Genomic DNA, 26,004 nt, shown 5'->3' on the forward strand with positions numbered 1-26,004 from the left:
CCGGGGCAAAAGAAACTTGCGATTGGATTGCCAAGTAGGGAAAATCGAACGAACGATCTGGTGCGCGCTTTTGAACAGTGCCAAGTGCAGGTTGACTTATTTTCAGATGCGGCTTCAGGTTATGTCATGAAATTGAAATTCGTAGTGTGGTGGATGTTCTGTATTGCCTGCATTTGCTCAGTAAGATCTGAATTGCAGGCGCAGACCTGCGGGAACGGATTTCCTTGCGGCCCAGATGGAGCCCCGCTGTTACAGATGTTGACTCCCCAGGGGTTTATGGGCGCGGATTTTCGAGGCAGTTGCACTCAGCATGACCGCTGTTACCAGGTTCCCGGAATTAATCGTCGGTATTGTGATTTACAGTTCCGCAATGAACTACATCGAAGGTGTGACAGTTCAGTCTTTCCTCTGGGATGCCGCATGCTCGCCAACACCATGTATTTACAGGTCCGATTATTTGGCAGGAGACCTTATTTGAATTCGCAATATCCCGCGACATATCCACCTCCCATGCCTTATCCTGTCTATTCGAATCCTGTTGTGTATTACGGATATTGATCAGTTTTAACGCGTTTTCCTCTCTCCTTGCTGAACGAATCTTTCTCCATGTCCGAAGCCCAGGCGTATTTGAATGGCGTTTTCATTCCTGACTCTGAAGCAAAGCTGGCAGTAACCGATCTGGGAATCGTGTATGGCGCGTCAGTCACAGAGATGGTGCGGACGTTTCAACATAAGTTGTTTATGCTGGATGATCATCTGCAGCGTCTGTTTATGGCGCTGGAGTATGTCGGCATTGAATCTCCTGTTTCTGCTTCCGAATTAAAACAGATCTGTGAAACACTGGTAAAGAAGAATGCAGCCCTGTTACCAGGCCAGCATGACCTGGGTTTGACCGTCTTTATCACAGCCGGTCACAATCTGCCTTACCTGGGACTGGCTGAACAGGAAGTCTGTCAGACACCGACCGTTTGCGTGCACACGTTCCCACTCGCATTTGAACTCTGGGACCGTAAATACGCTGGGGGACAACATCTGATGCGATCAGAAGTTCAGCCTCTCAATACTGCCATTTTTGATCCAGGTGTGAAATCACGCAGCCGAATTCATCTGTATCGCGCGGACAAACTGGTGCGGCGGAAGAATCCTGAGGCTTCGGCTTTATTGTTTGATCCGGCAGGCTACGTGGCAGAAACAACCATTGGTAACTTTTTTCTGGTGCAGGGAAATCAGATTTACTCTCCGCGTCCGGAATATGTTCTCGGTGGAATCAGTCAGAGAATGGTCATTCGGCTGGCAAAACAGTTGGGACTGGACTACCAGGAAACAGATATTTCTCCCAATATGATACTCGAAGCAGACGAAGCATTGACGTCCTCGACAGCATACTGTCTGATGCCTGTCACGCGTTTTGAGGATCACCAGATGTCACAGGGAAGTCCCGGTCCAGTCTTCCAGAAACTGATTGCTGCCTGGAGCCAGACGGTGGGAGTTGATATTTTACAGCAGGCACAGGAAATCGGCGCCGCGCGTCGTCAGGCCTGTTTATCGACGTCAGGTTGAAATTCAAACTCATCATATAGCGCATCGATCAGGAATTATTGTCTTGTCACATTATCTGGAATTCTTTCGTCAGTTTCGGACTACCTTCGAAACCACAGGTGCAATCGCTCCCAGTAGCCGTTTTCTGGCTGCGAATATGGCAGGGCCGATGAAGCAGCATCAGGGGCCCAAGAAAGTTCTGGAAATTGGTCCTGGTACCGGTGCCGTCACCCGACAGATCGTCAAACAGATTCGCCCTGGCGATCAACTCGATCTGGTTGAATTGAATGATAAGTTTGTTGAGATCCTGCATAAGCGCTTCGATACCGAACGAGGCTTCCAGGAAATCAAACATCAGACAGCGATCCATAATTGTCCCTTACAGGATTATGGCGCTGCTGAGGAATACGATTATATTGTCTCCGGTTTGCCTTTAAATAATTTCCCGACAGAACTGGTCAGCGATATATTTAAAGCCTATTTTCGCCTGCTGAAACCGGGAGGCGTGCTGTCCTATTTTGAATATATGTATGTTCGCCCTGTCCGGAAAGTTGTTTCCCGGGGGGATGAGAATTTGCGAATTCGTGAGATTGATCAGATCATGGGCGACTATACACGTCAATTCCGGGTTCGTCGAAGCTGGGTCTGGTGCAACCTGCCTCCGGCCTGGGTTCAACATCTGCAGAAAGAAAAAGGCAGTTCACCCGAGCTCGAGCAAACTGCCTCTCAAAATCAGACTTAAGCTCACGAGAAACTCGCGAGTCGGTGCCTGGATCGCATCATACTTAACCCTGGCGCGGGAAAGGCCAGGGTATATCTGGACACAGTCTAGGCAGCTGGTTTTTTCGATTCACTTTCCGGCTGTTTGTTTTCCGGTGAGTCAGTAGAGGGGCGACGCGGACGATTCATACGGTCCCGTTCCCGGCCCCGTGGATTAAACCCACCACGGTCTCCGCCCATCAATTCTCTCAGATCCAGCGAGCCATCTTCGTTACGGTCCAGCTTTTTCAATAGATCTTTCATCTGCTCCAGTTCACTGGAATCCAGTTTTCCGTCCTGATTGGTATCGAGTGATTTCATGAACGCAGGCTGAGGCATTCTTCCCTGATAGTCACCGCGTCTGCCTTGAGGACGATTACTCATTTCAGGGCGTTTCATTTCTGCGCCACGGTCACGATCTCCGGGTCTCCGGCCAGGGCGTGGCTGTTTTTTGATTGCTTCCAGGAATTCCTGTTTTGAGAGCGAACTGTCAGCTCCTTTATCCGCCTGTCTGTAAATCTGCTTCAGGATCTGCTTCCCTCTTTCCGGAGCTTCTTCAAGGGTCAATTTACCGTCTTTGTTAGTATCAAGAGACTGGAAAAAACGCTCGTATCGTTCCTGGTCCATCTTTTCGTCACCAGCGCGAGGACGTTCTTCACGGTTACCAACGGGTCTGCCGCGATTCATGCCGGCAATACGCTGAAAGGTTTCGAGGGGAATCTCGTCTGTATTCATTCGTTTAAAAAGCGGTTCCATGCGATCACGAAGAGGTTCCGGCAATTCGTCACGTGAAATCTTTTTGTCGCCGTTACGGTCCAGGCGATTCATGAATTCCTGCATACCACGTCGATTTCGCTGCTGGTCAGTACCTCCTGCAGCAGGGAATTTCTGGTCCTCTTTTTTCAGGCTTGATTCAAACTCGGTTTTCGTGAGTTTTCCATCTTTGTTTTCGTCGCCTGTTCGAATGAGATGGTCAAAAAAACGTTCTTTGTCCTGGGGGACCTCGTCGGCTGTCACAGTGCCATCTGAGTTTTTGTCGAGTTGTTGAAAAATATTCTGGGACGCGGATTCATCCTGTTCCAGAGCGGCTGAAACGCTGCCGGCAGAGAGGCTCAGAACTGCCAGTGCCGCCAGTGAAAAGAAAGAATTCTGCATTATAGCCCCTTTCATGGGTATGCTGGGATCAGACGCGGACTTAAACATTGAGTGTCCGTTGCTACTTATTTAACTCGGACCGGTCTGAAAAGTATTGCTGCTTTCTCAAAAACCGATGCCATCAATAAAAAAACCCGGCGAGCTGGCTCGCCGGGTTTTTGTTAAGAATTTGTCGAATTCAGTAACTTACCGAGACTTCTTGACAGAAAAAGTCGCGGTAAAGAATCCCTGATCATCAGGAACTGTATAACCGCCTGAAATGGGAAGATACTTCTGAAAGAAACTGTAGGGTGGCAGTTTTGACAGATCTATACCTTCAATATCGATCCCTGAATCATTCTTCTTGATGAAGTTATAGACGGCATGTACCTGGGCATCTGCATTCTGGTAGGTGATCATGGACGTCTTTTCAGGGAAGTTTTCGGCAATGAGTTTGTAGTTGGCGTCGTTAATCAAAGAACCTGCGCCGCGATCTTTTCTCAACACACCTTCGATCTGTTGTACATCGTTTGAGATGAACAGCTGGTTTTCTGCGATGCAGAAGGCTGCTGAGGTGGGAGAGTTAATGACCGCGCCGGGAATTTCATACAGAGTGGTTCCCTGGAATTCACGTGCCTGGCCGGGGAAATCATCACGGGCAGTCAGTGAGGCGATGATTTTCTGGAAGGCATCTGAATTCTTCAGTCCCAATGCGACAGTGAACTGACCTGTCATTTTTGTCAGATCCAGTTGTTCGCCCTCTTCGATCTGGGTCGCAACCTGAATGCGCCCACTAAGATTATCCACAATGTCTTTTTTGATGTGGATTTTGGGGCCATCCGGATTGTCAGCCATCGAATCGATTAAGGCAGACATTGCACCAGGACGCCCCTGGAAGCCATCGAACAGAGTTTCAATCGAATCATAAGCTCCGATGATACTCCAGTTGATGGAGTAGTAGGATGAGACTTTATCTGAAACCCAGACAGGGGGCTGTTGCGCCACGGCGGGGCATTTGAACATATCGATAATACCCGAGGTTGGCATCTCGACATAGGTGAATGTCTTTGAGATCGCATCGAATTCTTTGGTCGCCATGAAACTGGCTCCCCCGACGGCCTTCAGGTTGGTAATTCCCAACGCAGGCAGAAAACCCTGGACCATGCCAATTTGAGGATTGACGCGGCTGGCTACTCCCAGAATCGACTGTAATGCGCCAATCGGGTTCAGGTACCATTTAGCGACCGCCGGTGCTCCCGGATCGGTGCACTTACTCTGGATATACTGGTACTCTTTTTTGGCAGCCAGAGATCTTTGGTCCTGACCATCCCAGTTCGCCAGAACGGCTTCCAGAATTTTATCATCATTCGAAACGACAATCGTCTTGTCTTTAAGGAAGTAGGAAAACTGCTTGGCGAGAGGAACTTTGACAGGTTCGTCAGCAGCATCTTCCGCTTCAAAGGAAAAAATCACGATCTTTGTGCCGGAAATACTGCGAATCGAGCGACGGGCTCCTTCCTTGTCCATGGCGTCAGCCGTTTTTTCCAGAATCTTTTCCAGGGTCTCACCGCTCTCGCCATACTCCAGCGAGGCCAGTCCACCAAACTTACCTTCGCTGCTTTTCACGAAGGCGATGCAGAATTCGCCACTGGGAATACTCAGAACATTGCTTAATCCCAGTTTGGTTTCGTCTTCAAACTGTTTTGAATATTTCTCTACCAGTTTCACCAGATCTTCACGCATTCCTGCAAAAGCGGGATCACGAATCATTTCAGCCATTGAAGTCTGTGCCCACTTTTCTTCCATGACTTCGACGTCAGGGATGGAAAAATAAAACAGTGAATCCTCAGGCAGTCTCTGTGCTGCAGAAACACGATCTTGCGCAAAACTGTCCTGGGCAGTCTGCAGGAACATCGCCTGCATGAACATGAATGCAAGTAACAAAAGTGGCTTTCTCATAGGAGCCTTCATTCTTTCTCTTCCAGAGGGGATTTAAGGGAACCTCACGCTAGATCCGACTTTATGGCCCTGTCTAATACTTTTACGCGTGACGAAAATTATACTGTTTATTTGTAGCAATTCTTCTTTTTCTGACAACCCCAACCTGAGTTCCAACCTGGTCAGAGGCAAAAAACGATTTCAAGAACCGCTCTGTGGGGAATACCATGAAACTCGGACGCGGGTTGCAATAATTTTGATTTACTTTTCGGAAACGGCTGTTTTTCTGCGCGGTGCATCAAAATAGCGATACCCTGTATTCGGGCTGGTTTTATCGAAAGCAAATGCATCGCGGTTATCAAGAAAATGTTTGACGTAGGTGATGGGAATCGCAAACCCCAGTCCTTCACCCAGAATCAGCTTCATATTCGTGACGCCGATGACTTCACCTCGGGAATTAAACAGGGGGCCGCCACTGTTACCAGGGTTGATTTGAGTTGTCGTCTGAATATAGACAATTCCCTGCATGTTACGATTGCGTGTGCTGACGATCCCACGGGAAACGGATCGTTCCAGACCTAGCGGATTACCGATGGCAAAGACTTCCTCTCCTTCCCGCTGCTGATCATTTTCTGCGAGATAGACGGTTCGAAATGCGAAATCTTTCTGTTGCGGAATGCGAAGCAGTGCCAGATCAAAAAACGGATTTAAAGCGATGATTTCGACATCCTTGATCTGGCGTCTCTGGAACTCACCGTTGGCTGTACGATGAAAAATGGTAACGGCAATCCGGGTTTCTTTCTCAACGACGTGATAATTGGTGACACAGTACCCTCTGTCGTTGATAATAAAACCGGACCCGAGACCACTGGGGGTCTGCACGAGAGTCACGGCTTCTCCATAAAGCCGGGCCAGTTCCTTAATACTCTTGATCGGCAGTTCGGCTACGGAGTAAATTTTGTCCTTACTCTTGGATACAGGTATTTTACCATCAGCCGTTTTTTCCGATTTACTGCGAGACCGGATCTGTTCCAGGGGAATCCTCAGTACTTCAAACCCGATATCAACCAGAAGATGATCGTTACTCTGCTTGAGTACATCGCCTTCAATTTTATGACCACTGACCAGTTCAATCCAATCTGCCTGGGCAGGACTGATAAAGCCAGGAACGGTCAATAAAAAGCAAAGCAGTAGTCCGAGGTGCCATAAATTGCGAATCATTCCGTCGATTTCCTCTCTCACTGTGGGGGGCTGGTATTTGATGTCTGGCGCAGGCGTTGATTTCTGGAAATACTATTCTTTATATTCGCTGTGGCATTCAGTGCAGGCTTTGTAGACACGGGTTAACCCCTTGTCAAATTCAGGAAAGTTATCGTCTTTCGCTGCCTGGACCATCTGCAGGCTGGCCTCCTGCATAGGATTTGCATGTCCCAGAAACCCGTTGTCGTCGACATATCCATAACCTTCCGTCGTGATGACTTTGGCAATGGCTGCCAGTAAATGTGCTTCTTCAATGACTTTCTCTTTTTCCGATTTTAAAGCATCTGCATTGCCAACATTGGACTTCAGCCACTTGGAAGCAATATCAATCCGCTTCATCAGGTCCCCCATCGAGGCGACATCACTGAATGGTATTTTATCTTTGGAATCGGGAACCCCAGCGGGCAGACTGCCATTCATAATTACAATCATCTGCTCGTATGGAATCTGGATTTCCCGGTATGATTTGGCACCACGCATTAACTGCTTCGACGAAATCCCTGCTGACAGATCACGCAGGTATTTCGCATTTTTTTTCCAGCCAATCTCGTCCGGATGCTCTGATGCGATTCCGGCAAGTGTTGCCAGAGTAGAAGTAAACGTGGGCAGTTCCAGATAAGTCGTATTATAAGTTCCGACAGACTGCATATTCTTGGTCAGACGATTTCGAATATCCTTGACCAGCGAATCCAGAACCGGCATGGGAATGATGGTTTTCCAGTCGGCTCCACCTGATGCGGCAGCAGGAGTATCAGCTGTTTTCATTTCCGTTGCAGGAGCGGGATTCGTCGGAGTTGCTGCGACAGTGTTCCCTGGCAGCGCGACCGGGGTGACTGACTGCTGGTTCCCTGCGACAGCCAGAGGATTATCAAACCAGACATCGTAGGGGATGCCATCGATCATTTTACGGCCATCATCCTGCTGTTCTGTTTTTTTAACTGATGTAGTCTGTGTGTTCTGCGCTACCTGCGGAGGGGGCGCAGCAGGTGCAGGAGTTACGGGTTGGGGAGCTGGCTGTGTTGTGGCAGGTGCAGGTGCAGGTTCACTTCCTCCACATCCAGTGAAAATAGCGGATGACAGTGTGCCATACATCAATGCAAGCGTGTAATAGAACGGTTTCCCGTACCACCGGAAGGCCGGTCTGTTCATGAATGTCTCCCTCAAGTCCTTGAAATTAAACCAATTAGATTATGTGATATCTAAGCACGGCTTGCAACTGCATCTCTGAGGGATTGTAAAAATCTTCTTTCAATCTGTACAGGTTTCATAAGTCAGAATCGATCCTTTTCATATATCCCATGTGTCTACCGCAAATCGAAACCAGTCTGTTTCAAACGGGATATAGATATAATCTGACTGGCTGTAAAATTATTCCGATAAGTAAAAAGAGGGCCGTTTGGTTGATTACGCAAAAAATTATCGATCAACCCTTGTCATCTCAAACTCCACTTATTATCTCTGACCATTATCAGGTACGTAACTGATACCGGTTTTTCACCTGCTTTACTGATTAATTGGCGACTCGTGTTGACAGTAGAGTATAATTTGAGTGGTGGACAACCGCGAAAACGAACTGACTATTCACCTGCTTGATTACTTACATTCTGGAGAATGCCAACAAGCACGCTGTCGGGGGAAAACAAAAATTGATTTTTATCAATCAGCTGCCTTAATGGAGTTCACCAAGGTAGCAAAAGGAGTATTCAGAGATGAACAAGATTGTTTGTTACACTTTAGGTATGATTGCCTTGACCGTTTCAACCGCTCAAGCTCAGGGTCCCGCATTTAATCTGGGACAGGGGCAGTTGCTGAGCCAGACTACTGCAGTACCGCCAGCAGTGAGTCCTGTACCAATGCCTGAGTTGGCACCTCAACCGTATGAGCGGCATGTTGCTTCACAAGAGATTCCTGTATTTGACTGTGTCAAATACAAACGTCCTCGCAACATCGCTCCCTGTTCGAATCCGAAACTTGTATTGATTGTTGATCCATGTGCACCCAAACACAGCTGTTGCGAACCAGGATGTGTGGCTGTGGAAATTTGTGCTCCCACTTGTGCCTGCGAATGCGTTCGCTGCACTAAAGATGGTCGACGCAAAGTTTTTGATTACGGAAAATACAGCGTGGTCGTTGAATCCCACCGTGGAAAAGTCACTGTGACTTACCGTAGCTAAGAAGATAGAGTAGTAGCTTCATCACAATAATTAACAGCCGGAAACAGTTATGTTTTCGGCTGTTTTTTTACGCAGCTTTGGGATGGCCTCTCTCTGTTTTGGCACAAGCAGCATAAGGGTCAGGCGACTTTGGCCAGGAATTGTGTCAGGAAGATGATTGCAGCCACCGCACCCCATGCCAGTGCAAATCCGGCCAGATCCTGAAATGTGGGATAAGGGATTTCAATATCCTTCGAGTTGGGGAACAATTTTCGCCCCATGGGTTCCGGCTCTGCTGGCAGCGTACAGGGGGCATCGATCACTTCATTGAGCTTCACCGGGGTATGCATCAGCCTGAAGAAATGGTCCAGTTTCTGCTGTGGCTGTCGTGGCGTCAGGAAACTCACAAGAATGCCACTCAGTATCGCCAGGCTCATGAAACTGAACATCTGCCAGACATCTTTCATTTCCGTCGCCGATTTGAACATGCTCTCAGGCAACAGGCCCGAGTTATATAATGAGTCCGCATGAAACGCGACAACGCTCCAGACCACGATTCCCGTAATCGTCGAGACCCAGACGGAGATGACATTCCAGCGACGCCAGATGATTCCAAACCAGAGGCTGATCCCGATGCAGGCGGGAGTTTTCACAATGGTTTTTAAAGCGTCGATAATGTCTGTGAACGTGGTCTGAAGAATCAGTGCCAGGATCACAATCACCAGGCCTGCCAGCCGTCCGACCCAGAGATAATGCCGTTGCGACTTGTTTTTGGCGATGCATTTTCGGTAGATATTTTCCGTGAATAAGCCACTGGAAATAATCATCTGGGCATCACTGGTACTCATGACGGCCGCAAGCAGGGATGCCAGCAGCAGTCCAACCAGACCAGGTGCAATGCGTGGCAGAATATCATGTGCCGCCATACCAAACAGTTTGTCTGCGAAATTCTTGTCTGTCGTCTCAACTTTTGCTTTTTCCTCGTCTGAAAGCTGATCATATTCAGGACTGGCGCGAACCAGTAATGACTGGTAAATTGCCTGATCCGCCGGATCCGCTGATGTTTTCAGCGGACTGTTATCGCCCATATACCAGACAATGCAGGCCAGGCCGGTAAACGTCCAGGCGACAGTACAGAATCGTTTCAGAAAATTACCGACGGTGAAACCAAAGCGGCCTTCGTATTCGGTCTTCCCCGCTCCACAGACCCCCATGATATGCGGCTGAATCACGATGCCGGCCAGCGCAGTGATGGACAGCATGCAGACGTAAAACGGGGTAATCGGTTCTCCCATCGTGGCAGCCAGTTCCGGGCTGACGGTCAGATCCAGCATTCCTTTTTTGAGATCACTTTGCTCGTGGAGCATTCCAAACCCGCCTATCTCGTAAAACACGAACGGCAGTAGCAGGAATGAAAAGATAATCGTCAGGATTCCCTGAATAAAGTCGGTGATGATGGCGGCGCCCAGCCCCCCTGCCATCCCATATATAACGAACATGACCGTCACGGCCAGAATCGCGAATTCATACCCCTGCAATCGGCGCTCTGTGATATGAAATGTCTTTTCAGTGGTATCCCATTCTGCTGCTGGAACCATGATATTCACTTCAACGGAAAGCCGATCCAGTTCATTACCAGTTAATGCATCGACCATCTTTCCCGTACCAAACAGACCGCCGGCGATAAAGGTAATCGAGATGGCAATCCCGTAAAATGAATACATGACGGCTGTCGGCCCGTTGAAGCGGGTCTCAAAGAAATCGGCTGTCGTCAGGGCACGCATGCGGCGCATGAGTGGCGCAACAATCCAGTAAAATGGAGTGGCCCATAACCAGAGAAACTGCCACCAGATGCCCGCCAATCCTGCCCGCCAGGTACCAGCGACAACGCTGATAGCCTGCTCGCTGCTCGTTCCCGAGCCGAAGGCGAAGAACATCATGAAGACTTTACCGAATCGACGGCCCCCCATGAAGAAGTCTGCCATGTCTTTGACTTTTTTAACAGACCAGAGACCAATGGCGAGAATGACAACAAAGTACAGAGCCAGTATGATCCAGTCGGCTGTGTGCAGTCCCAACCAGGTATTCTTTTCAGCAGCAAACAGCATTGGCTGACCCTCAATTTGAATGGTTGATTTGTAACTTTTGTTTCGAAATCAGACTACCGCGGATTCATCAAATATGCAAACCTACTGATGCCTGAGTGATTTCCCATGATACCTTCGACGACTTTTCAGCATCGTTCTTTCCGACCAGTAATAAGAGCATAACGACTTTACATGAGCATTTTGCCCTATTTCATTCAGAACAATGACCTGGCCGGGAAGGATGTCACTGTCCTGGGACTCGGGAAATTTGGAGGAGGCGTGGCAACCGTCCGCTTTCTGACTGAACGCGGTGCGCGGGTTACCGTCATCGACGCCAAATCGGCAGAGGCACTACAGGAGTCATTGAGGCAACTGGAAAACTGTTCTGATGTAATATTTCAACTGGGAGACCAATCCGCTGAACTGCCCACTACGCAGTTACTGGTTGCAAACCCGGCGATCCCACCCGATCATGGCCTGTTAAGAAACGCCGCTCTACAACAGATTCCGATTACCAGTGAGATTGAGTTGTTCTGGCAACTCAATCCGGGACGCGTCATCGGGGTTACCGGGAGCAATGGAAAATCGACGACGACCGCCATGATCCACAGTATCCTGAAAGCAGCCGGTCACCGCTGCTGGTTGGGAGGGAATATAGGCATCAGTCTGTTACCTGAACTGGATCAGATTCAGTCCGAGGACTGGGTGGTTCTGGAATTAAGCAGTTTTCAACTGGAGGCACTGAACCGAATTCAAGCCAGCCCGCAGATCGCAGTCGTCACCAATTTCAGTCCCAATCACCTCGACTGGCATCAGAATCTGGAACATTACCGTCAATCCAAGCAGACGATTCTGCGCTGGCAGACGGAATCTGATGTGGCAGTTCTCAACCAGGATGATCCGGAATTACAAACCTGGCGAACCGCAGGAAGCATCCTCACTTTCGGCACGCACTCTGACCTTTCCCCTGATTTGCTGGTCGATCAGAATCGGTTTCTCTTGAAAGATCAGAGCGAAATACTAACCCCCGAGTTGCATGTTCCCGGCGCACATAATCGTTGCAATGCAGCAGCAGCAATACTGGCATGTCGGGCTGCAGGTATTGCTGTCCCTGAATTAAAACTGGGACTCGAGTCTTTCAGGGGATTACCGCATCGCCTGGAATTCGTGGGCGAATATCAGCAGCGCAAGTTTTACAATGATTCCCTGGCGACGACCCCGGAATCTGCCATCTGTGCATTGGATGCTTTCCAGGAGACTCCGGTGATCCTGCTGGCGGGAGGCTCTGATAAACAGGTGGACCTTTCGGAATTTGCGCATCGATTTCGAAGTCAAACCAAAGCCACGGCTTTGATGGGACAAACCGGTAAACTGATGTTTGATTCCCTGTCGGAACCGCAGGGTTCAGATCAAAAGTATGGGGCAGTGATTTCCCAACCTCACACCTCTTTTGAAAACGCATTTCGCTGGGCGTTTCAACAATCTTCACCAGGAGATGTGATCTTACTCTCACCGGGGTGTGCCAGCTATGACTGGTTTTCCAGCTTCGTCGCACGGGGGGAGCGTTTTCGAACCCTTTTTCAGCAGTTGTCTGAAAAAGACGGGGCAGACTAACCCAACAGCGACGTTTTATGTGGTTCTCCGGGGATCTCCCGGACGTACTGGGGAACTGCATAACCTGGCAGGCGGGTGCGAAGTTCTTCAATCAGCTTCCGCCCCTGTGCTTGGGGGACTTCAAAATGTGCTGCACCGGTCACACGATCCAACTGATGCAGGTAATAAGGAATGACCCCCAGGTTGACCAGTTTTTCTGATAATTCAATCAACGTCTCTGCGGTATCATTAATCCCTTTGAGTAAAACGGACTGATTCAGAACCGGGATACCTGCCTGGAGCATCTGCTTGATCGCAAGTTCGACATCAGGCGCAATTTCATTGGGATGATTTATGTGAATCACCATCCAGGGCATGGTGCCCTGCTCCGTCAGACCGTGTAGCATTTCCAGCAAACCAGCGTGGATTCGATCGGGTAGTACCACAGGCAGACGGCTGTGAATCCGGAGTCGCTTTACGTGAGGAATCGCAGCGATTCTTTCGCAGAGATCATTCAGGCGGAGATCTGTGAGTAAGAGTGGATCTCCGCCGCTCAAAATGATCTCCTGAACAGTGGAATCCGCCTGCAGCGACTGCCAGACGGGTTCCCAATCTGCTAATGTGCGGGGTTCATCGCCATAAGGATAATGCCTGCGGAAACAATAGCGACAGTGGATCGCACAGGCTCCACTGACCATCAATAATGCCCTGCCATGATATTTCTGCAGGATTCCCGGTGTGGCTCGCACATTTAAATCGCCAACCGCATCTGTCTCAAACCCTGGAATATCTGCGTTTTCCAGTTCGACGGGCAGGATTTGTTTCAGGAGCGGATCGTCGAGACTGCCGGGTTCTATTCGATTCAGATAACTCACTGGAACCATGAGTGGGAACAAATGGGCACTTCTCCGGGCTGGTTCCAGCAAGTCCTGAGGCAGATTCAGTCGGGAAATGAGTTCCTGAGGATCACGGATTGCCTGGGCAAGCGATTTCTGCCAGGTCGTTTCTGAAAGTGATGTTGCCATTATAGAGTGTGTAATCCAGTAAGTTAGCTCATGATTCCGGAGAAGGACGTTGTATGATCAGGGAGCAGAAATTGAATGACATTTCGGTTGCTCTCCGTTTGCAACGGTTCGAAGATATGTTATTCTCTCGCCCTTGGAAACAAAACTCAAATGACCTTTTCCCCACACTTTTATTGTCAGAGAAATTAAGCGATGCCACAAATCAGTACAGGCGATTTTCGCAAGGGTGTCAAAGTGATCGTCGACGGTGATCCTTATGAAATGATTGAAGTCAACTTTGTCAAACCGGGCAAAGGCCAGGCTTTGTACCGCACGAAATTACGGAATCTGCTCAAAGGGACGATCCTTGACCGCACCTATAAAAGTGGCGGTGAAAGTCTGGAACAGGCCGATATTCGTAAAGGTGACGGCCAATACATGTACAAAGATGCGACAGGTCTGCACTTCATGGATAATGAATCCTATGAGCAGTACACCATTGACGAATCGGTTTGTGGAGATGCAGCGGATTATCTGCTGGACGGTGCTATCTGTAATCTGCTGTTCTGGAATGATCAGCTGATCGGTATGGATCCTCCTCAGCAGGTCGTAGTGGAAGTCACTTATACCGAACCCGCAGCCAAAGGAAATACGGCCACCAATGTGACCAAACCGGCCACAATTGAAACCGGCGCAACGGTTCAGGTTCCCGCTTTCATCAATGTGGGCGAAAAAATCAAAGTGGATACGGCAACCGGTTCTTATATTGAACGAATTCGCGACTGAAAATAGATCAGGTCTCAGGGTGAATTCAGAGTTTTCTGCCTGATTTTTGCCTTGAGAACGAATAAGAGCCCCCAAACAGGCTCCAAATGCTTAGATTTTATGATTCTTTTGCGCAGGTTTCATGAATCAGGCATAAATGATATTGAATTATTCACTGGCGTCGCCAAAAATAGCTGAATCATCTTCGTATCAGTAACTGAGCGAAGAGTTTAAGGGAGTGATGAGTAGAGTCTCAAGGAATTCGCACTGAACGCCACCATGGATCTCAAGGAGGATTGACATGGATGTCTGGAATCTGATTTTGTATGTCGTCGCATCACTTTTGGCTTTGAAGTCGTTGGCTTCCCTGATGACGCATCATAAGAAAGTCGTTGTCCAGCAACTGGCACTTGAATATACCCAGGAAATCTCCCCACCAGGGAATCATGCGGCCGAGAACAATCCTACCGAGCAGCAGATGGAACGGAACTCTGCAGATCAAAAAGCTTCCGCAGCTTGAATACTGGCGTCGCTGATTCAGTACACGCCAGTAATTTCGTTTACGGCACGAACGTCGACCCATAAATTTAACCAGTAGTAAAAGCAGTCCATGTCTCACGTTGATCAAACCAGTGAATCCAATTCCGAACACACGTCGGTTGAAACTGCCGAATGCCAGCCAGATGTGGTGACAGATCACAACCATAAACTATATATCGAAACGGTTGGCTGCCAGATGAATATGCTGGATAGCGAACTCGTCGTAGCCGATCTACGGAAACGTGGCTATGAACTGACTCAGAATGTGAAAGAAGCGGAAACCATTCTGTTCAATACCTGTAGTGTCCGGGAGCATGCGGAACACAAGATTTACAGTTCTCTAGGCAGACTCCGTTACGGTGCCCGGAAAAATCCCAAAAAAGTGATCGGGGTCATGGGTTGCATGGCTCAGAAAGATCAGAAGCTGATTTTTCAAAAAGCCCCCCAGGTCGATTTCGTTGTGGGAACCGGGCAGTTGGCGCAAGTTGCCAGCCTTATTGATAAAGCACGTGTCAATCACAGTCAGAATGTGCGCAGTCGTGAACTGGCAGTCGGCCTGGGCCGCAAGGATGGTAAGCTCGCGGAGATTACCAACAGTTTTCAGAGTTATGATCCACTGCGCGATCCGGAAATGCGTCCCTCTCCTTACCAGGCATTCGTACGGATCATGATTGGCTGTGATAAGTTCTGTTCTTACTGCGTTGTGCCTTCGACCCGCGGTCCCGAGCAGAGCCGTTCTCCCCGTGAGATCCTTTCAGAAGTCAAAGTGCTTGCCGATCAGGGCGTCAAAGAAGTCACACTACTGGGGCAGACCGTCAACAGTTACAAACACACCCAGGACGGTAAGCTGTTTCGCCTCTCCGATCTGCTTTACCTGATCCACGATGTGGAAGGGATCAGCCGGATCAAGTTTGTCACCAGCTATCCCAAAGACATGACCACTGACTTACTGGAGGCGATTCGGGATCTGCCGAAAGCAACCCGTTATCTGCATGTTCCGCTTCAGCACGGTTGTAATGATGTTCTGAAAGTGATGAAACGGGGGTATACCGTTGAAGATTATCGGGAGATGATGCAGCGCGTGAATGAGATTCTCCCCGGTTGCTCTGTGTCGAGCGACTTTATCGTCGGTCACCCCGGTGAAACCGAAGAATCGCATCAACTCAGTCTGGAATCAATTCGCGAGTTTCGATTCAAAAACAGTTTCATTTTCAAATACAGCGAACGTCCCGGTACCAAAGCCGCAGAGCGTTTTAAAGATGAAATTCCAGATGCAGTCAAAAAACGACGCAACAATGAAATGCTGGCTGTGCAGAACCAGATCAGTGAAGAAGACAATGCGGAGTTCATAGGCAAACAGGTAGAAGTTCTGGTCGAAGGCCCCAGTAAGTCAGCTCAGAAGGCAATTGAGGAATCTCTGGCAGAGCAGTTGGTTGGTCGTTCCAACTGCGATCGCATTGTGGTCTTTGATGGAAACCCGCGATTAGCAGGCTCACTGGCGACGGTCGAAATCTTCGATGTGACCCCGACGACGCTGATTGGCGGAATTGTCACGAAAGAGTTTCAACACAATCCTGGTTCGTCACTCCCGATTCTGCAGTAACGCGGCCGATTATAACAGGCCTCGAAATGCCTCCTCGAGCTTGGGGTACGCGAATTCGTATCCCGCTGCCTGCAGCTTCTGGGGTGTCACCCGTGCACTGCACAACATCAGCGCCTGTCCCATTTCGCCAAAGATCGTATTAATAGCCCAGGCAGGAACCGGCAGGCACGTAGGTCGCGCAAGGACCTTTCCCAGGGTTTTGGTGAATTCCAGATTTGTGACTTCATCGGGGGCAACAAAATTAACAGGCCCCTGTATTTCAGAATGCTGCAGACAGAACAGAATCGCATTTACGACATCCGGTAATGCAATCCAGCTCCAGTACTGTGAGCCGCTTCCCAGTTTTCCACCGACGCCGAATTTGAACGGTGTCAGCATTTGCCCCAGTGCCCCTCCCTGCTTATCGAGAATCATCCCAAACCGCGTATTGACGACACGGACGCCCGCATCTCTGGCTGGTTGAGTTGCTGTTTCCCACCCTTCACAGACATCGGGCAGAAAACCTGTTCCACGAGGACTGTTTTCATCGAGCCGCTCATCACCGCGATCCCCATAGTAACCGATCGCGGAGGCACAGATAAAAGTCGCAGGAGGCTGCTCCAGTTGGGCCATGGAATTTGCCAGCAGACTGGTTGACTGCACACGACTGTTGTAGATTTTCTGTTTGATCTCAGGTGACCAGCGTTTATCAGCAATATTTACGCCGCCCAGATGTATGACAGCATCAATGCCTGCAAAGAGACTCAAGTCCATGCAGTCACTGCCGGGCTGCCACAAGACGGTCGTACCCTGCTTTTCTGCAGACTGCTTTCGAACCAGTCGCACAGTTTCATAAGCTGGATCAGCGTCCAGTTTCTGGCATAAGTGGGAACCAACGAGTCCGGAGCTGCCTGAAATCAACAGTTTCATTCGAGTGTCTTTTCCATGGTGAGGGTTCACGTTAGTATAAATTAAAGCAGACTTCTTACATGATCACAATCTGTCGTCTCGTCTATCTTTAATAATCATTATAGGCAACTGTCTGATATGGATCGCTTACAAATTCGAAATATGTTACTGCAGACGTTTGAAGATTTTCAGATGACACGCAGTGAACGTTCTGCGTTAAATCAGATTTTTTCTCATATCACCCTGACAGATCATAATCTCTCCTTAATTCGCAATGAAGCGTTCCAGATATTTCGCGAAAATAAACCAGCTGACGCTTCCGATACAGATGCACTTTCCTGGCTGGAAGATCTGATGAAAATCCTGGCGAATACCAATACCAGGGAAGCGACCCTCAGCTCGGAAGCGTTATTCAGTCCGCATGATGATTGCTCGCATCGAATCTGCCGTATGATCTCTTCCGCCAGAAAAAATATTGATATCTGTGTATTTACCATCACCGATGATCGCGTTACAGAAGCAATTCTCGACGCTCATGCACGGCAGGTTCGAGTCAGAATTATTACTGATAATGATAAGTCATTCGATCGAGGCTCCGACATTGAGCGCCTGGGGGAGTCGGGCATTCCGGTCCGAATTGACCAGAGCGAATTTCATATGCATCATAAATTTGCCCTGTTTGATTCCGAGTTTGTCTTAACGGGCAGTTACAACTGGACGCGCAGTGCTTCTTTTAATAATTCTGAAAATCTGGTGATCACCAATGATCCCGGACTGCTGGTACGTTTTGAGTCCGAATTTGAAAAACTCTGGAATGACTTCCTCGTATAATATCGGCTAAGTTAAAGATCGAATCCCTGGTTCCACTCAATCAGAAAGTAGTGCTGACGATGAAAAAAACGAACCTGTTGAGAGCCTCTTTATTCATTCTGCTGACACTGTTTTGGCAACCGTTTGCACAGGCAACGACTGCGCAACAGACTCGCCCGAATGTTCTGGTGATACTGGTGGATGATCTGGGATATGGAGATTTAAGCAGTTATGGTGCCACCGATTTAAAGTCACCTCATATTGACGAGTTGTTAAACCGGGGTATGAAGTTTAGTAATTTCTACGCAAACTGTCCTGTTTGCTCACCCACACGGGCCGCTTTATTAACTGGTCACTACCAGGATATGGTCGGGGTTCCGGGAGTGATTCGTACTCATCCCGAAAACAGTTGGGGTTATCTCAAACCATCTGCGGTTACGCTGGCTGATGTATTTCACAGTGCCGGATATCAGACGGCAATCATAGGCAAATGGCACCTGGGTCTGGAATCACCGAATACACCCAACGAACGGGGATTTGATCTCTTTCGTGGCTTTTTGGGAGATATGATGGACGATTACTATCTCCATCGCAGGCACGGTGTGAACTACATGCGGCGGAATCAGAAAACCGTTGATCCCCAGGGCCATGCGACTGATCTGTTTACCGACTGGACGTGTGAGTACTTAAAGCAGCAGGCGACCTCCGAAAGCCCCTTCTTTCTATACCTGGCGTATAACGCTCCACATACTCCCATTCAGCCTCCAGAGGACTGGCTGGGAAAAGTGAAACAGCGTGAAACCGGTATCGATCCCGACCGGGCCAGGCTGGTGGCATTGATCGAACACCTGGATGCAGGAATCGGCAAAGTGATTCAGACACTTGATGAAACAAAATTGAGTGACAACACTTTAATCGTCTTCAGTTCGGATAACGGAGGACAGTTAGGTGTAGGAGCCAATAACGGAGCCCTGCGTGATGGCAAACAGAGTATGTACGAAGGTGGGTTAAAAGTTCCCACGGGAGTGGTCTGGAAAAAGCATATCGCCCCGCATACCGAAACGGATTTCATGGCAATGAGTATGGATATATTTCCCACGGTTTGTGAAGCAGGTGGAATCAAGGTTCCCAGTGGATTAGATGCCGTCAGTTTTCTGCCAACCCTGCAAGGCAGACAGCAGAAACCTTTACGCGCTCACTGGTTCTTTCGACGTCGTGAGGGGGGAAATCGTTACGGAGGAAAAACGATCGAAGCAGTCCGCAGCGGACAATGGAAACTTCTCCAGAACAGCCCGTTTAAGCCACTGGAACTCTATGACCTGCAGACAGATCCTCTCGAACAGAAAAATCTGGCTGAGAGCAATCGCCAAAAATTTAATCAGCTCTCAGGATTGTTAAGAGCAGAGATTCAGCGGTATGGGAGTGTCCCCTGGCAAAAACCGCTTTCGCCATACTCAAAAGATTAAGAACTCCCCCTTCACGGTCATTTATAGATGATACAACCCTTTAGATTTGATTTCAGATCTTCAAGCGTCTGAGGCTTTGCCGGGGTTCCATACAGAAAGATTTTCCGCAGGCGCGGGAACCGTGTCAACTTACTGATCTCTGCGTCGGTGACGCGCGTATAGGCGATTTCCAGAGATTGCAGTTTCGGTAAATCCGTGATTAATGACAGTCCTTTATCGGTCAGATTCGTTCGATGCAGATTCAATGATTCGAGATAAGGTAGATTAGACAGCTTAACCAGATCAATATTTTTAAATTTTGCATTGGTCAGGTCAATCTCACGGATCGCAAAATTTCCCTCGGGAATTTTAGCTGCGGTATCGATCGGAAGCTCACTGTGTACCGGAATCACGGTTCCGCCCAGTTTGAGCACATATTCGGTGGCTTCTTTACTGTTCGGATCATGTGCTCTACCACAACCCGCAATCAGAACACAAACGCTTAACAGAAGTCCCCTCAGCCAGCGGTTTGATTTTGACATTTTGAGATTGGCTCGCATGCTGATTCCTGATGATCAAAGGTCAGGCTCTCAGAGTGAAAAAGGGCCGGTTTCATGATACCCGGGCATAACAACCACATTTCCCTGATTTCAATCAGACAGACCTGAGAGTCGAAATAATATATACCTGATGACAGGCTGGCGAAATCAATATAAAGCAGCCTATAATAACAGATCACTCGTGCATCATAATCCTTGACTGCTGATCTGTGAAGCACGCTGAAACAACTCCCTCTTTCTTTTATGAACTAAAACAAACTGTAAAAAACGAATGACGGTCTGAATTTCAATTCGACGTTATTTCATTACGAATTCAAGTGAGTGTGACCTATGATGGCGGCAATTGACTCGGAACGCGAACTTTCTGGAAGAACCCATCCCGCGTGTTGTAATCTGGATTTATTATTGAAAAATTGCCAGATTGAGCAGGTCAGGAGGTCTGGCCCGGGAGGCCAGCATCGCAATAAAGTCGAAACCGGCGTGGTCATCAAACATATCCCTACAAACTTTACCGGGGAAGCGTCTGAAAGACGTCAACAGGGGCGTAACCGCTCAATGGCCCTGTTTCGCTTGCGTGTAAATCTGGCGTTAGGCTATCGCATCTCAGAAATATCGGATGCTCCTTCTTTACTCTGGCAACGCAGAATCATGAAGGGAACTCTGAAAGTCAATTCAGAGCATGATGAGTTTCCGGCGCTGCTTGCTGAGGCACTCGATACAATTACCTGCTTTGAATTCGATGTGAAAGCCGCGAGTGAGTTTCTGAAATGTTCATCATCCCAGTTAATCAAGTTTTTAAAGAAAGAACCTCGAGCATTTGCAGCAGTCAATCAACGTCGACTCGAAGCGGGCCTGCATCTTCTGAAATAATTTCTTCAGTAGTGCAAATCAGGACTGACAGGAATCGAAACCTTCTTGAACTCGCTTGAATTCAGCGTAGATCTTTCTCCGGTTGCTGCTAGAATAAATGAATCAAGAGGAAGGTACTTTCTTGTGAATCTACAGTCTTCCAGGGTATTCCACAGTATTGACCATACATGATAAATAACCTGCTTGAGTTCTGGCACAAAAGAAGTGAGTGGCGCCCCTGGCTGATCTTAATGCTGGTGGGCATCTTCATCTTTACTTACACCTTCCAGTTCCCGCTGACTCTGAAAGAAATACACCACAATCTCCCCCTGATCCTGAGATTTGCCAGCGCTGGATTATTCTTGTGGGGCCTGGCTAACATCTTGCTGGTCTTCTTCCCGGATTTAGAACGTTTTCAGGTAAAACGGATCGGGAGAAATCGAGTTTCACTGCCCCGCGATGGTGTTGTCTATCTTTTGATGATGACCGTGCTGTTTATCGGTTCGGTTCTGTCTCGTGAAAATATGCTGATGCTGGTGTTCGCCATGATGACCGGCCCTTTTGTGTTGAATGGTTGGATTACATACAGCATGCTGAAGAACATCCAGTTGAAACGGATTATTCCTCAACGCGTAATGGTAGGAGAAACGTTTACTGCAGAGATTCTGATGGAGAACAATAAACGGGTCATCGCAGCCTACCTGATGGAGGTCAACGACACGTTTAAAAATCAGAATGAGAATCTGGAAGCCTCAGTCGTGTTTCGACGGGTCGGACCGCGGCAGAAACTCTCTGCGCATTATTATGTCAAATTAATGCATCGGGGTATTTATCAGTTTGGACCACTTCACGTTTCAACGCGTTATCCACTGGGGCTGGTCAAACGCGGGGCCATTTTTCACGAACAAAATGAAATTATAGTACACCCACAGATTGGTCGTTTAAGTTCACACTGGGCGGAAGATTTTTTTTCCATCGCAGAGATGGCCCAACAGAACCGCAGTCGTCGTGGTGTATTTGATGACGAATTTAATCATATTCGCGAGTATCGAACAGGCGACAGTCAACGTGCGATCCACTGGCGCAGTTCTGCGCGACAGGGAGAACTGATGGTTCAGGAATATCATCAGACTCGAAACTATGATCTGGTGATTGGCCTGGATTTGTGGCAGCCGGGAAATGCAAACCAAATGCAGCGGGAACGTGTGGAGTGGGCCATCTCGTTTGTTGGGACATTGTGTCGGGAGCATCTCAAGAACAGCCGTGATACTAAATTAACACTTGTTTCACAGGCAGCGACTTTGGAAGTATTAGAAGTCGGCATTGGTTCACAGGGGCTGGAATATCTGCTGGATTTTCTGGCGACGCTGGATCCGGGTAAACAATCCGCGTTAGGGGAATTTGCCAAAATTGTCTCCGAAACGGCCTCGGCGCGTACACGAACAGTTCTCGTTACAACACGGGAAGAAGAAAGTTCTTCAAATCGATTCAGTTTCAGTTCTCTGCTGGGGTCCCGCGGAAAAGAGATCGCCGGTTCCTGCAAAACGATTGAGGCCGATCCGGAAATTCTCAGTCGCTGGCTGGTACTGGAATCGGACTGATAGTAACCACATTATTTTTGAGAGCCTGACAGGTGAATTTAACTCTCACATTTCAGATCAGCATATACCTGCTTGTTTCTTTATCCAGCATCATGTTTATGATGGCAGAGGGGGGAGTGTTTCCACAGCTGATAACAATTCCTCTCGGTCTGATCACTCTTTTTTTTACAGACCGCTGGGAAAAATTCAGTCTCAGCCCCCTCTGGGCAAATATTCTGGGGCTTCTGGCATTTCTGGTTGTGTGTGCGGAATTTACTTCCGATATCGAAAGCCGGTTACTCTCTGGAGCACATTTTCTGGTTTATCTGACCTGGATCATTCTCCTGCAGAAAAAAAGTGATACTCAGTACTGGTGGTTATGCGCGCTGGGTTTTCTGCAGATTGCTGTGGGAGCCGTGTTGACCGAATCTGGTTACTATGGTTTCTTGCTTGTGATTTACCTGTTCCTGTCGATCTGGACGCTTTCCGTCTTCTCGTTGCAACGGACACGCAATTCCTTTCTGCAATATGATTCGTCATCCCCGTTTCCGAAATCCGGAACTGTCAGGCAAGATCCCGGGTATTCACCTTTTAATCAGAAGAGTTATGTTCGCGGTGGTATTCAAACAGATCTTTCCAGGCAATGGCTGTCCATAGAATTTATTGGGGTCTGTTTTGGATATTTTGCCAGTGCCTTGCTGATTTCCATGTGTTTCTTTTTATTGATTCCCCGCTTATGGGTGAACCGCTCAATCTTTGATAATGAATCCCTGGCCGCGAGTGAAAAACCGATGGTTGGATTTACAGAAAAAGTCCAACTGGGAGAAATGGGAGAAATTCTGGAAAGCACGGAACGCGTACTGCAACTTTCCATTTACGACAACGAAACCGATGAGCCCGTATCCGTCTCCGATTTTGTAGCGCGATTCGGCACGGAAGAACCCCTGTTCAGGGGGGCCGTACTTTCAAGTTACAAGAACGGGAGCTGGAGTAAAATACGACGCCGGTCGCGCTGGAGGCTCTATAACTCGAAAGAACTTGACACCAGGCAGCTTTATCGACAGGAAATGGTATTGGATTCCATCGGTACCGAAGTCCTGTTTATCATGCAGCCTTTTGTCGGTATGGATATGTTGAGTAAAACCGAAAACAGTTTAAATCTGGAAACACTGGAAATTCGTCAGACACAACCTCCTGATGGCGAAGGAGAGACCAGGTACAACGTCTTTACTGCGAAAAAACAGTCTGACAATATCGTGATGGATCAGTTGGATAATGAAGCAATTTATCTTGAATTACCGGAAGAGGATCTGAAACGACTGATTTCATTTACTAAGAAACTGATGGCTGATCAACCGGAGTTGAAGACCGATCTTGAAAAAGCGAAGTTCATTGAATCATATCTTCGGGATTCCGGGGAGTTCAGTTACACGCTGAATATGTCAATTCAGGATCCGAAAATCGATCCGGTCGAGGATTTTCTCTTTAACCGTAAATCGGGGCACTGTGAATATTACGCATCTGCCCTGTCATTAATGTTACGTGCCATCGACATTCCCACACGCGTGATCAGCGGTTTTAAGGGAGGCGAAGAGGGGTATATTTCGAATCAATTTGAAGTACAGCAGCGTTATGCCCATTCCTGGGTTGAAGCTTTTATTGACGACCGCTGGCAGACTCTGGACGCCACACCCAGTCTGCAGCGTGCGGAAAGCGTTGCGCAGAACGCGGCTCCATTAGGCAGCTGGAAAAGTATCTCCAATGCCCTCACACAATTCTGGAATGATTATGTCATTGGTGTCTCGTTTCAACGTCAGAAAGCTGCCTTCTACGATCCGATGCTGCGTGCTGGTAAGAGATTAAAAAATCGACTGTATGATTTTCGTGTAACGGTAGTTGGTATAGTTAAGTCGATCAGGGCTTTTCTTTCATCCCCGCGACGCTGGTTCAGCTGGGAGGGGGCTGCTGCCGTTTTCATCATTGCTGGCCTGTTCTTTGGGATAAAGTGGCTGTTGGCAGTAACCATTCGGCTGTTTAGAAAACTACTCCAGAGGCAGGGAGAGCAGACGCGACAACTGCGTGCGGGAAATGTAGTATTCTATGAAAAGTTCCAGGCTTTGCTGGCAAACCGTGGCCTGGTGCGAAATCCTGTCGAAACGCAGAAAGAGTTCACCAATCATGTCAAAACGGATTTGAGTACCGAACTCACTCAGGCACACCTGAATGAGACCCCAGATCTGTTCACACAATTATTTTACCAGGTTCGCTATGGAGATCATCCACTCAATCCAGAGCAGTCAGAAGAACTGCAGCAGAAGCTCGCAGCACTTGAGATTGCTCTGACCAGAACCGAGGATCATCAGAAAGCCTGAGGATCAGGCGTCACGCAAACGCGGGTCTGATGCTTCCTGCAGGCCTTCTCCTATCAGGTTGTAAGCCAGGACTGCCAGGAAGATCGCCATCCCGGGGAAGAAAATCAGCCACCACATCTGCAGGTTCTGACGCCCGAGGTTCAGCAAAGTTCCCCAACTGGGATTAGGCGGTGGTGCGCCAAAGCCCAGAAAGCTGAGCCCGCTTTCAATCAGGATCGCAGCTGCAATTCCAAACGTGATCGGTACCAGCACGGGAGCCAGTGAGTTGGGAAGAATATACCGGAAGATAATGCGAAACTGGCCGACACCGGTCGTTTTGGCAGCAAGCACAAAGTCACTTTCACGAAGTCTCATGAATTCCGCCCGCGCCAGCCGCGCAATCCCGGTCCAGCCGGTCAGCCCGATAATCGCCATCATATGCCAGATCGTGGGCGAATCAATAATGGCAATGATGGCGAGAATTAAAATCAGAGTGGGAATACACATCACGACTTCAATCATTCGACTGAGCCCCATATCGATCCATTTGCCATAGAATCCGGCCAAAGCGCCGACCAGAATCCCAATCACTCCCGCAATTCCCATCGAAACAAAGCCCACCAGCAATGCAATTGTGGTGCCATGTACCATCTGCGCAAACACATCGACACCACGCTGATCTGTACCAAACCAGTTGCGCAGACTGGGGGCCCCGTTATCCTGTGTCGGATTTCCGGGTTGACCTTTCCACTCATCGTCATAAACGCGGCGATAAGGGTCCTGGTAAACCAGAGGCCAGATCGCCCAGCTGTCAGGATCTTTCTGTTTGAGATTTTCCGGATAGCGGTTACGAAAGCGGTCTTTGTAAAAGACCGGGTTTTCCCACTGCCTCCGGAAGTATCCCAGCGCCGGGAAATAGATATGACCTTTGTATTTACAAATGATCGGTTTGGTTCCCGCAATCGCGGGAGCAAAGATTGCGACAAAACAGAGGAAACCGATATAGATCAAGGCCATCATTGCCATTTTACGTCCCTTGAAACGCTGCCAGGTTTCTGCCCAGAAGCTGGGGGACTTTTTAAGGGTTTTCAGCTCTGCTGAAGTTTCCGTCTTGTTTTCTGATTGTTCTTGCATAGTGACTTAGTG

The 26,004-nt window shown here is 48.5% G+C and carries 22 protein-coding genes; 13 read left to right on the forward strand and 9 right to left on the reverse strand.

All coding sequences use genetic code 11. The features are described from left to right. Window positions 1–276 precede the first annotated feature (276 nt). From GmarT_RS30395 to GmarT_RS14475, 3 genes are read left to right on the forward strand one after another with little or no spacing between them, the layout of a single operon-like run. Window positions 277–558: a phospholipase A2 family protein gene (locus GmarT_RS30395; RefSeq protein ID WP_369010750.1), complete on the forward strand. Its 282-nt coding sequence runs from the start codon at window positions 277–279 to the stop codon at window positions 556–558. A 48-nt stretch (window positions 559–606) separates the two neighbouring features. Then, entirely contained in the window at window positions 607–1,560 is a 954-nt protein-coding gene (locus GmarT_RS14470; protein ID WP_002646549.1) for an aminotransferase class IV, read from the forward strand. Window positions 1,561–1,603: 43 nt separating this feature from the next. After that, a complete protein-coding gene (locus GmarT_RS14475) occupies window positions 1,604–2,281 on the forward strand; it encodes a class I SAM-dependent methyltransferase (RefSeq protein ID WP_002646548.1) in 678 nt (225 codons plus the stop codon). An 86-nt stretch (window positions 2,282–2,367) separates the two neighbouring features. Here GmarT_RS14475 and GmarT_RS14480 read toward each other — a convergent pair whose 3' ends face one another. The 4 genes from GmarT_RS14480 to GmarT_RS14495 form a co-directional block, all read right to left on the reverse strand. Beyond that, window positions 2,368–3,453: an EF-hand domain-containing protein gene (locus GmarT_RS14480; RefSeq protein WP_002646547.1), complete on the reverse strand. Its 1,086-nt coding sequence runs from the start codon at window positions 3,451–3,453 to the stop codon at window positions 2,368–2,370. A 186-nt stretch (window positions 3,454–3,639) separates the two neighbouring features. Then, on the reverse strand, window positions 3,640–5,391 hold the full coding sequence (locus tag GmarT_RS14485; protein ID WP_149302895.1) for a hypothetical protein: 1,752 nt from the start codon (window positions 5,389–5,391) through the stop codon (window positions 3,640–3,642). A 240-nt stretch (window positions 5,392–5,631) separates the two neighbouring features. Continuing rightward, window positions 5,632–6,591: a S1C family serine protease gene (locus GmarT_RS14490; protein ID WP_002646544.1), complete on the reverse strand. Its 960-nt coding sequence runs from the start codon at window positions 6,589–6,591 to the stop codon at window positions 5,632–5,634. A 72-nt stretch (window positions 6,592–6,663) separates the two neighbouring features. Then, window positions 6,664–7,779: a hypothetical protein gene (locus tag GmarT_RS14495; RefSeq protein ID WP_044237922.1), complete on the reverse strand. Its 1,116-nt coding sequence runs from the start codon at window positions 7,777–7,779 to the stop codon at window positions 6,664–6,666. A 560-nt stretch (window positions 7,780–8,339) separates the two neighbouring features. Here GmarT_RS14495 and GmarT_RS14500 point away from each other — a divergent pair. After that, window positions 8,340–8,804 carry a hypothetical protein gene (locus GmarT_RS14500; protein WP_149302897.1) on the forward strand — a complete coding sequence of 155 codons (465 nt, stop codon included), beginning with the start codon at window positions 8,340–8,342 and terminating at the stop codon, window positions 8,802–8,804. A gap of 119 nt (window positions 8,805–8,923) precedes the next feature. Here GmarT_RS14500 and GmarT_RS14505 read toward each other — a convergent pair whose 3' ends face one another. Continuing rightward, window positions 8,924–10,891, reverse strand: coding sequence for a sodium:solute symporter family protein (locus GmarT_RS14505; RefSeq protein ID WP_149302899.1), 1,968 nt, complete (start codon window positions 10,889–10,891; stop codon window positions 8,924–8,926). Window positions 10,892–11,062: 171 nt separating this feature from the next. Here GmarT_RS14505 and murD point away from each other — a divergent pair, with 171 nt between their 5' ends. Next, window positions 11,063–12,484: a UDP-N-acetylmuramoyl-L-alanine--D-glutamate ligase gene (gene murD, locus GmarT_RS14510; RefSeq protein ID WP_149302901.1), complete on the forward strand. Its 1,422-nt coding sequence runs from the start codon at window positions 11,063–11,065 to the stop codon at window positions 12,482–12,484. Here murD and epmB read toward each other — a convergent pair. After that, window positions 12,481–13,488, reverse strand: coding sequence for an EF-P beta-lysylation protein EpmB (epmB, locus tag GmarT_RS14515; protein WP_002649655.1), 1,008 nt, complete (start codon window positions 13,486–13,488; stop codon window positions 12,481–12,483). The two genes, murD and epmB, sit on opposite strands and share 4 nt — an antisense overlap. 192 nt (window positions 13,489–13,680) lie before the next feature. Here epmB and efp point away from each other — a divergent pair, with 192 nt between their 5' ends. From efp to miaB, 3 genes are all read left to right on the forward strand, one after another. Continuing rightward, complete coding sequence (gene efp / locus GmarT_RS14520; protein ID WP_002649654.1) at window positions 13,681–14,253, forward strand: elongation factor P; 573 nt, start codon at window positions 13,681–13,683, stop codon at window positions 14,251–14,253. A 280-nt stretch (window positions 14,254–14,533) separates the two neighbouring features. After that, window positions 14,534–14,752: a hypothetical protein gene (locus tag GmarT_RS14525; protein WP_002649653.1), complete on the forward strand. Its 219-nt coding sequence runs from the start codon at window positions 14,534–14,536 to the stop codon at window positions 14,750–14,752. A 90-nt stretch (window positions 14,753–14,842) separates the two neighbouring features. Further along, window positions 14,843–16,375, forward strand: a complete 1,533-nt coding sequence (miaB, locus tag GmarT_RS14530; protein WP_002649652.1) for a tRNA (N6-isopentenyl adenosine(37)-C2)-methylthiotransferase MiaB — start codon at window positions 14,843–14,845, stop codon at window positions 16,373–16,375. 9 nt (window positions 16,376–16,384) lie between these two features. Here the strand turns inward: miaB and GmarT_RS14535 are convergent, their stop codons facing one another. After that, on the reverse strand, window positions 16,385–17,284 hold the full coding sequence (locus GmarT_RS14535; protein WP_002649651.1) for a TIGR01777 family oxidoreductase: 900 nt from the start codon (window positions 17,282–17,284) through the stop codon (window positions 16,385–16,387). Between the two features lie 117 nt (window positions 17,285–17,401). Here GmarT_RS14535 and GmarT_RS14540 point away from each other — a divergent pair, with 117 nt between their 5' ends. After that, the gene (locus GmarT_RS14540; protein WP_002649650.1) at window positions 17,402–18,094 is read left to right on the forward strand and encodes a phospholipase D-like domain-containing protein; all 693 of its coding nucleotides are present in this window, start codon (window positions 17,402–17,404) and stop codon (window positions 18,092–18,094) included. Window positions 18,095–18,153: 59 nt separating this feature from the next. Further along, window positions 18,154–19,539: a sulfatase family protein gene (locus GmarT_RS14545; RefSeq protein ID WP_002649649.1), complete on the forward strand. Its 1,386-nt coding sequence runs from the start codon at window positions 18,154–18,156 to the stop codon at window positions 19,537–19,539. 17 nt (window positions 19,540–19,556) lie between these two features. Here the strand turns inward: GmarT_RS14545 and GmarT_RS14550 are convergent, their stop codons facing one another. Next, window positions 19,557–20,078, reverse strand: coding sequence for a leucine-rich repeat domain-containing protein (locus tag GmarT_RS14550; protein WP_002649648.1), 522 nt, complete (start codon window positions 20,076–20,078; stop codon window positions 19,557–19,559). Between the two features lie 405 nt (window positions 20,079–20,483). On the opposite strand from GmarT_RS14550, the gene GmarT_RS14555 reads away from it, so the two are divergent. The 3 genes from GmarT_RS14555 (at window position 20,484) to GmarT_RS14565 (ending at window position 24,879) form a co-directional block, all read left to right on the forward strand. Next, window positions 20,484–20,948, forward strand: coding sequence for a peptide chain release factor family protein (locus GmarT_RS14555; RefSeq protein ID WP_223123515.1), 465 nt, complete (start codon window positions 20,484–20,486; stop codon window positions 20,946–20,948). A gap of 167 nt (window positions 20,949–21,115) precedes the next feature. After that, on the forward strand, window positions 21,116–22,528 hold the full coding sequence (locus GmarT_RS14560; RefSeq protein WP_002649646.1) for a DUF58 domain-containing protein: 1,413 nt from the start codon (window positions 21,116–21,118) through the stop codon (window positions 22,526–22,528). A 32-nt stretch (window positions 22,529–22,560) separates the two neighbouring features. Then, a complete protein-coding gene (locus GmarT_RS14565; RefSeq protein WP_002649645.1) occupies window positions 22,561–24,879 on the forward strand; it encodes a transglutaminase TgpA family protein in 2,319 nt (772 codons plus the stop codon). Window positions 24,880–24,882: 3 nt separating this feature from the next. Here GmarT_RS14565 and GmarT_RS14570 read toward each other — a convergent pair whose 3' ends face one another. Next, complete coding sequence (locus GmarT_RS14570; protein ID WP_002649644.1) at window positions 24,883–25,992, reverse strand: ABC transporter permease; 1,110 nt, start codon at window positions 25,990–25,992, stop codon at window positions 24,883–24,885. Window positions 25,993–26,004: the final 12 nt, after the last annotated feature.

It is taken from the genome of Gimesia maris (assembly GCF_008298035.1).
In the GTDB taxonomy this organism is placed as follows: domain Bacteria; phylum Planctomycetota; class Planctomycetia; order Planctomycetales; family Planctomycetaceae; genus Gimesia; species Gimesia maris.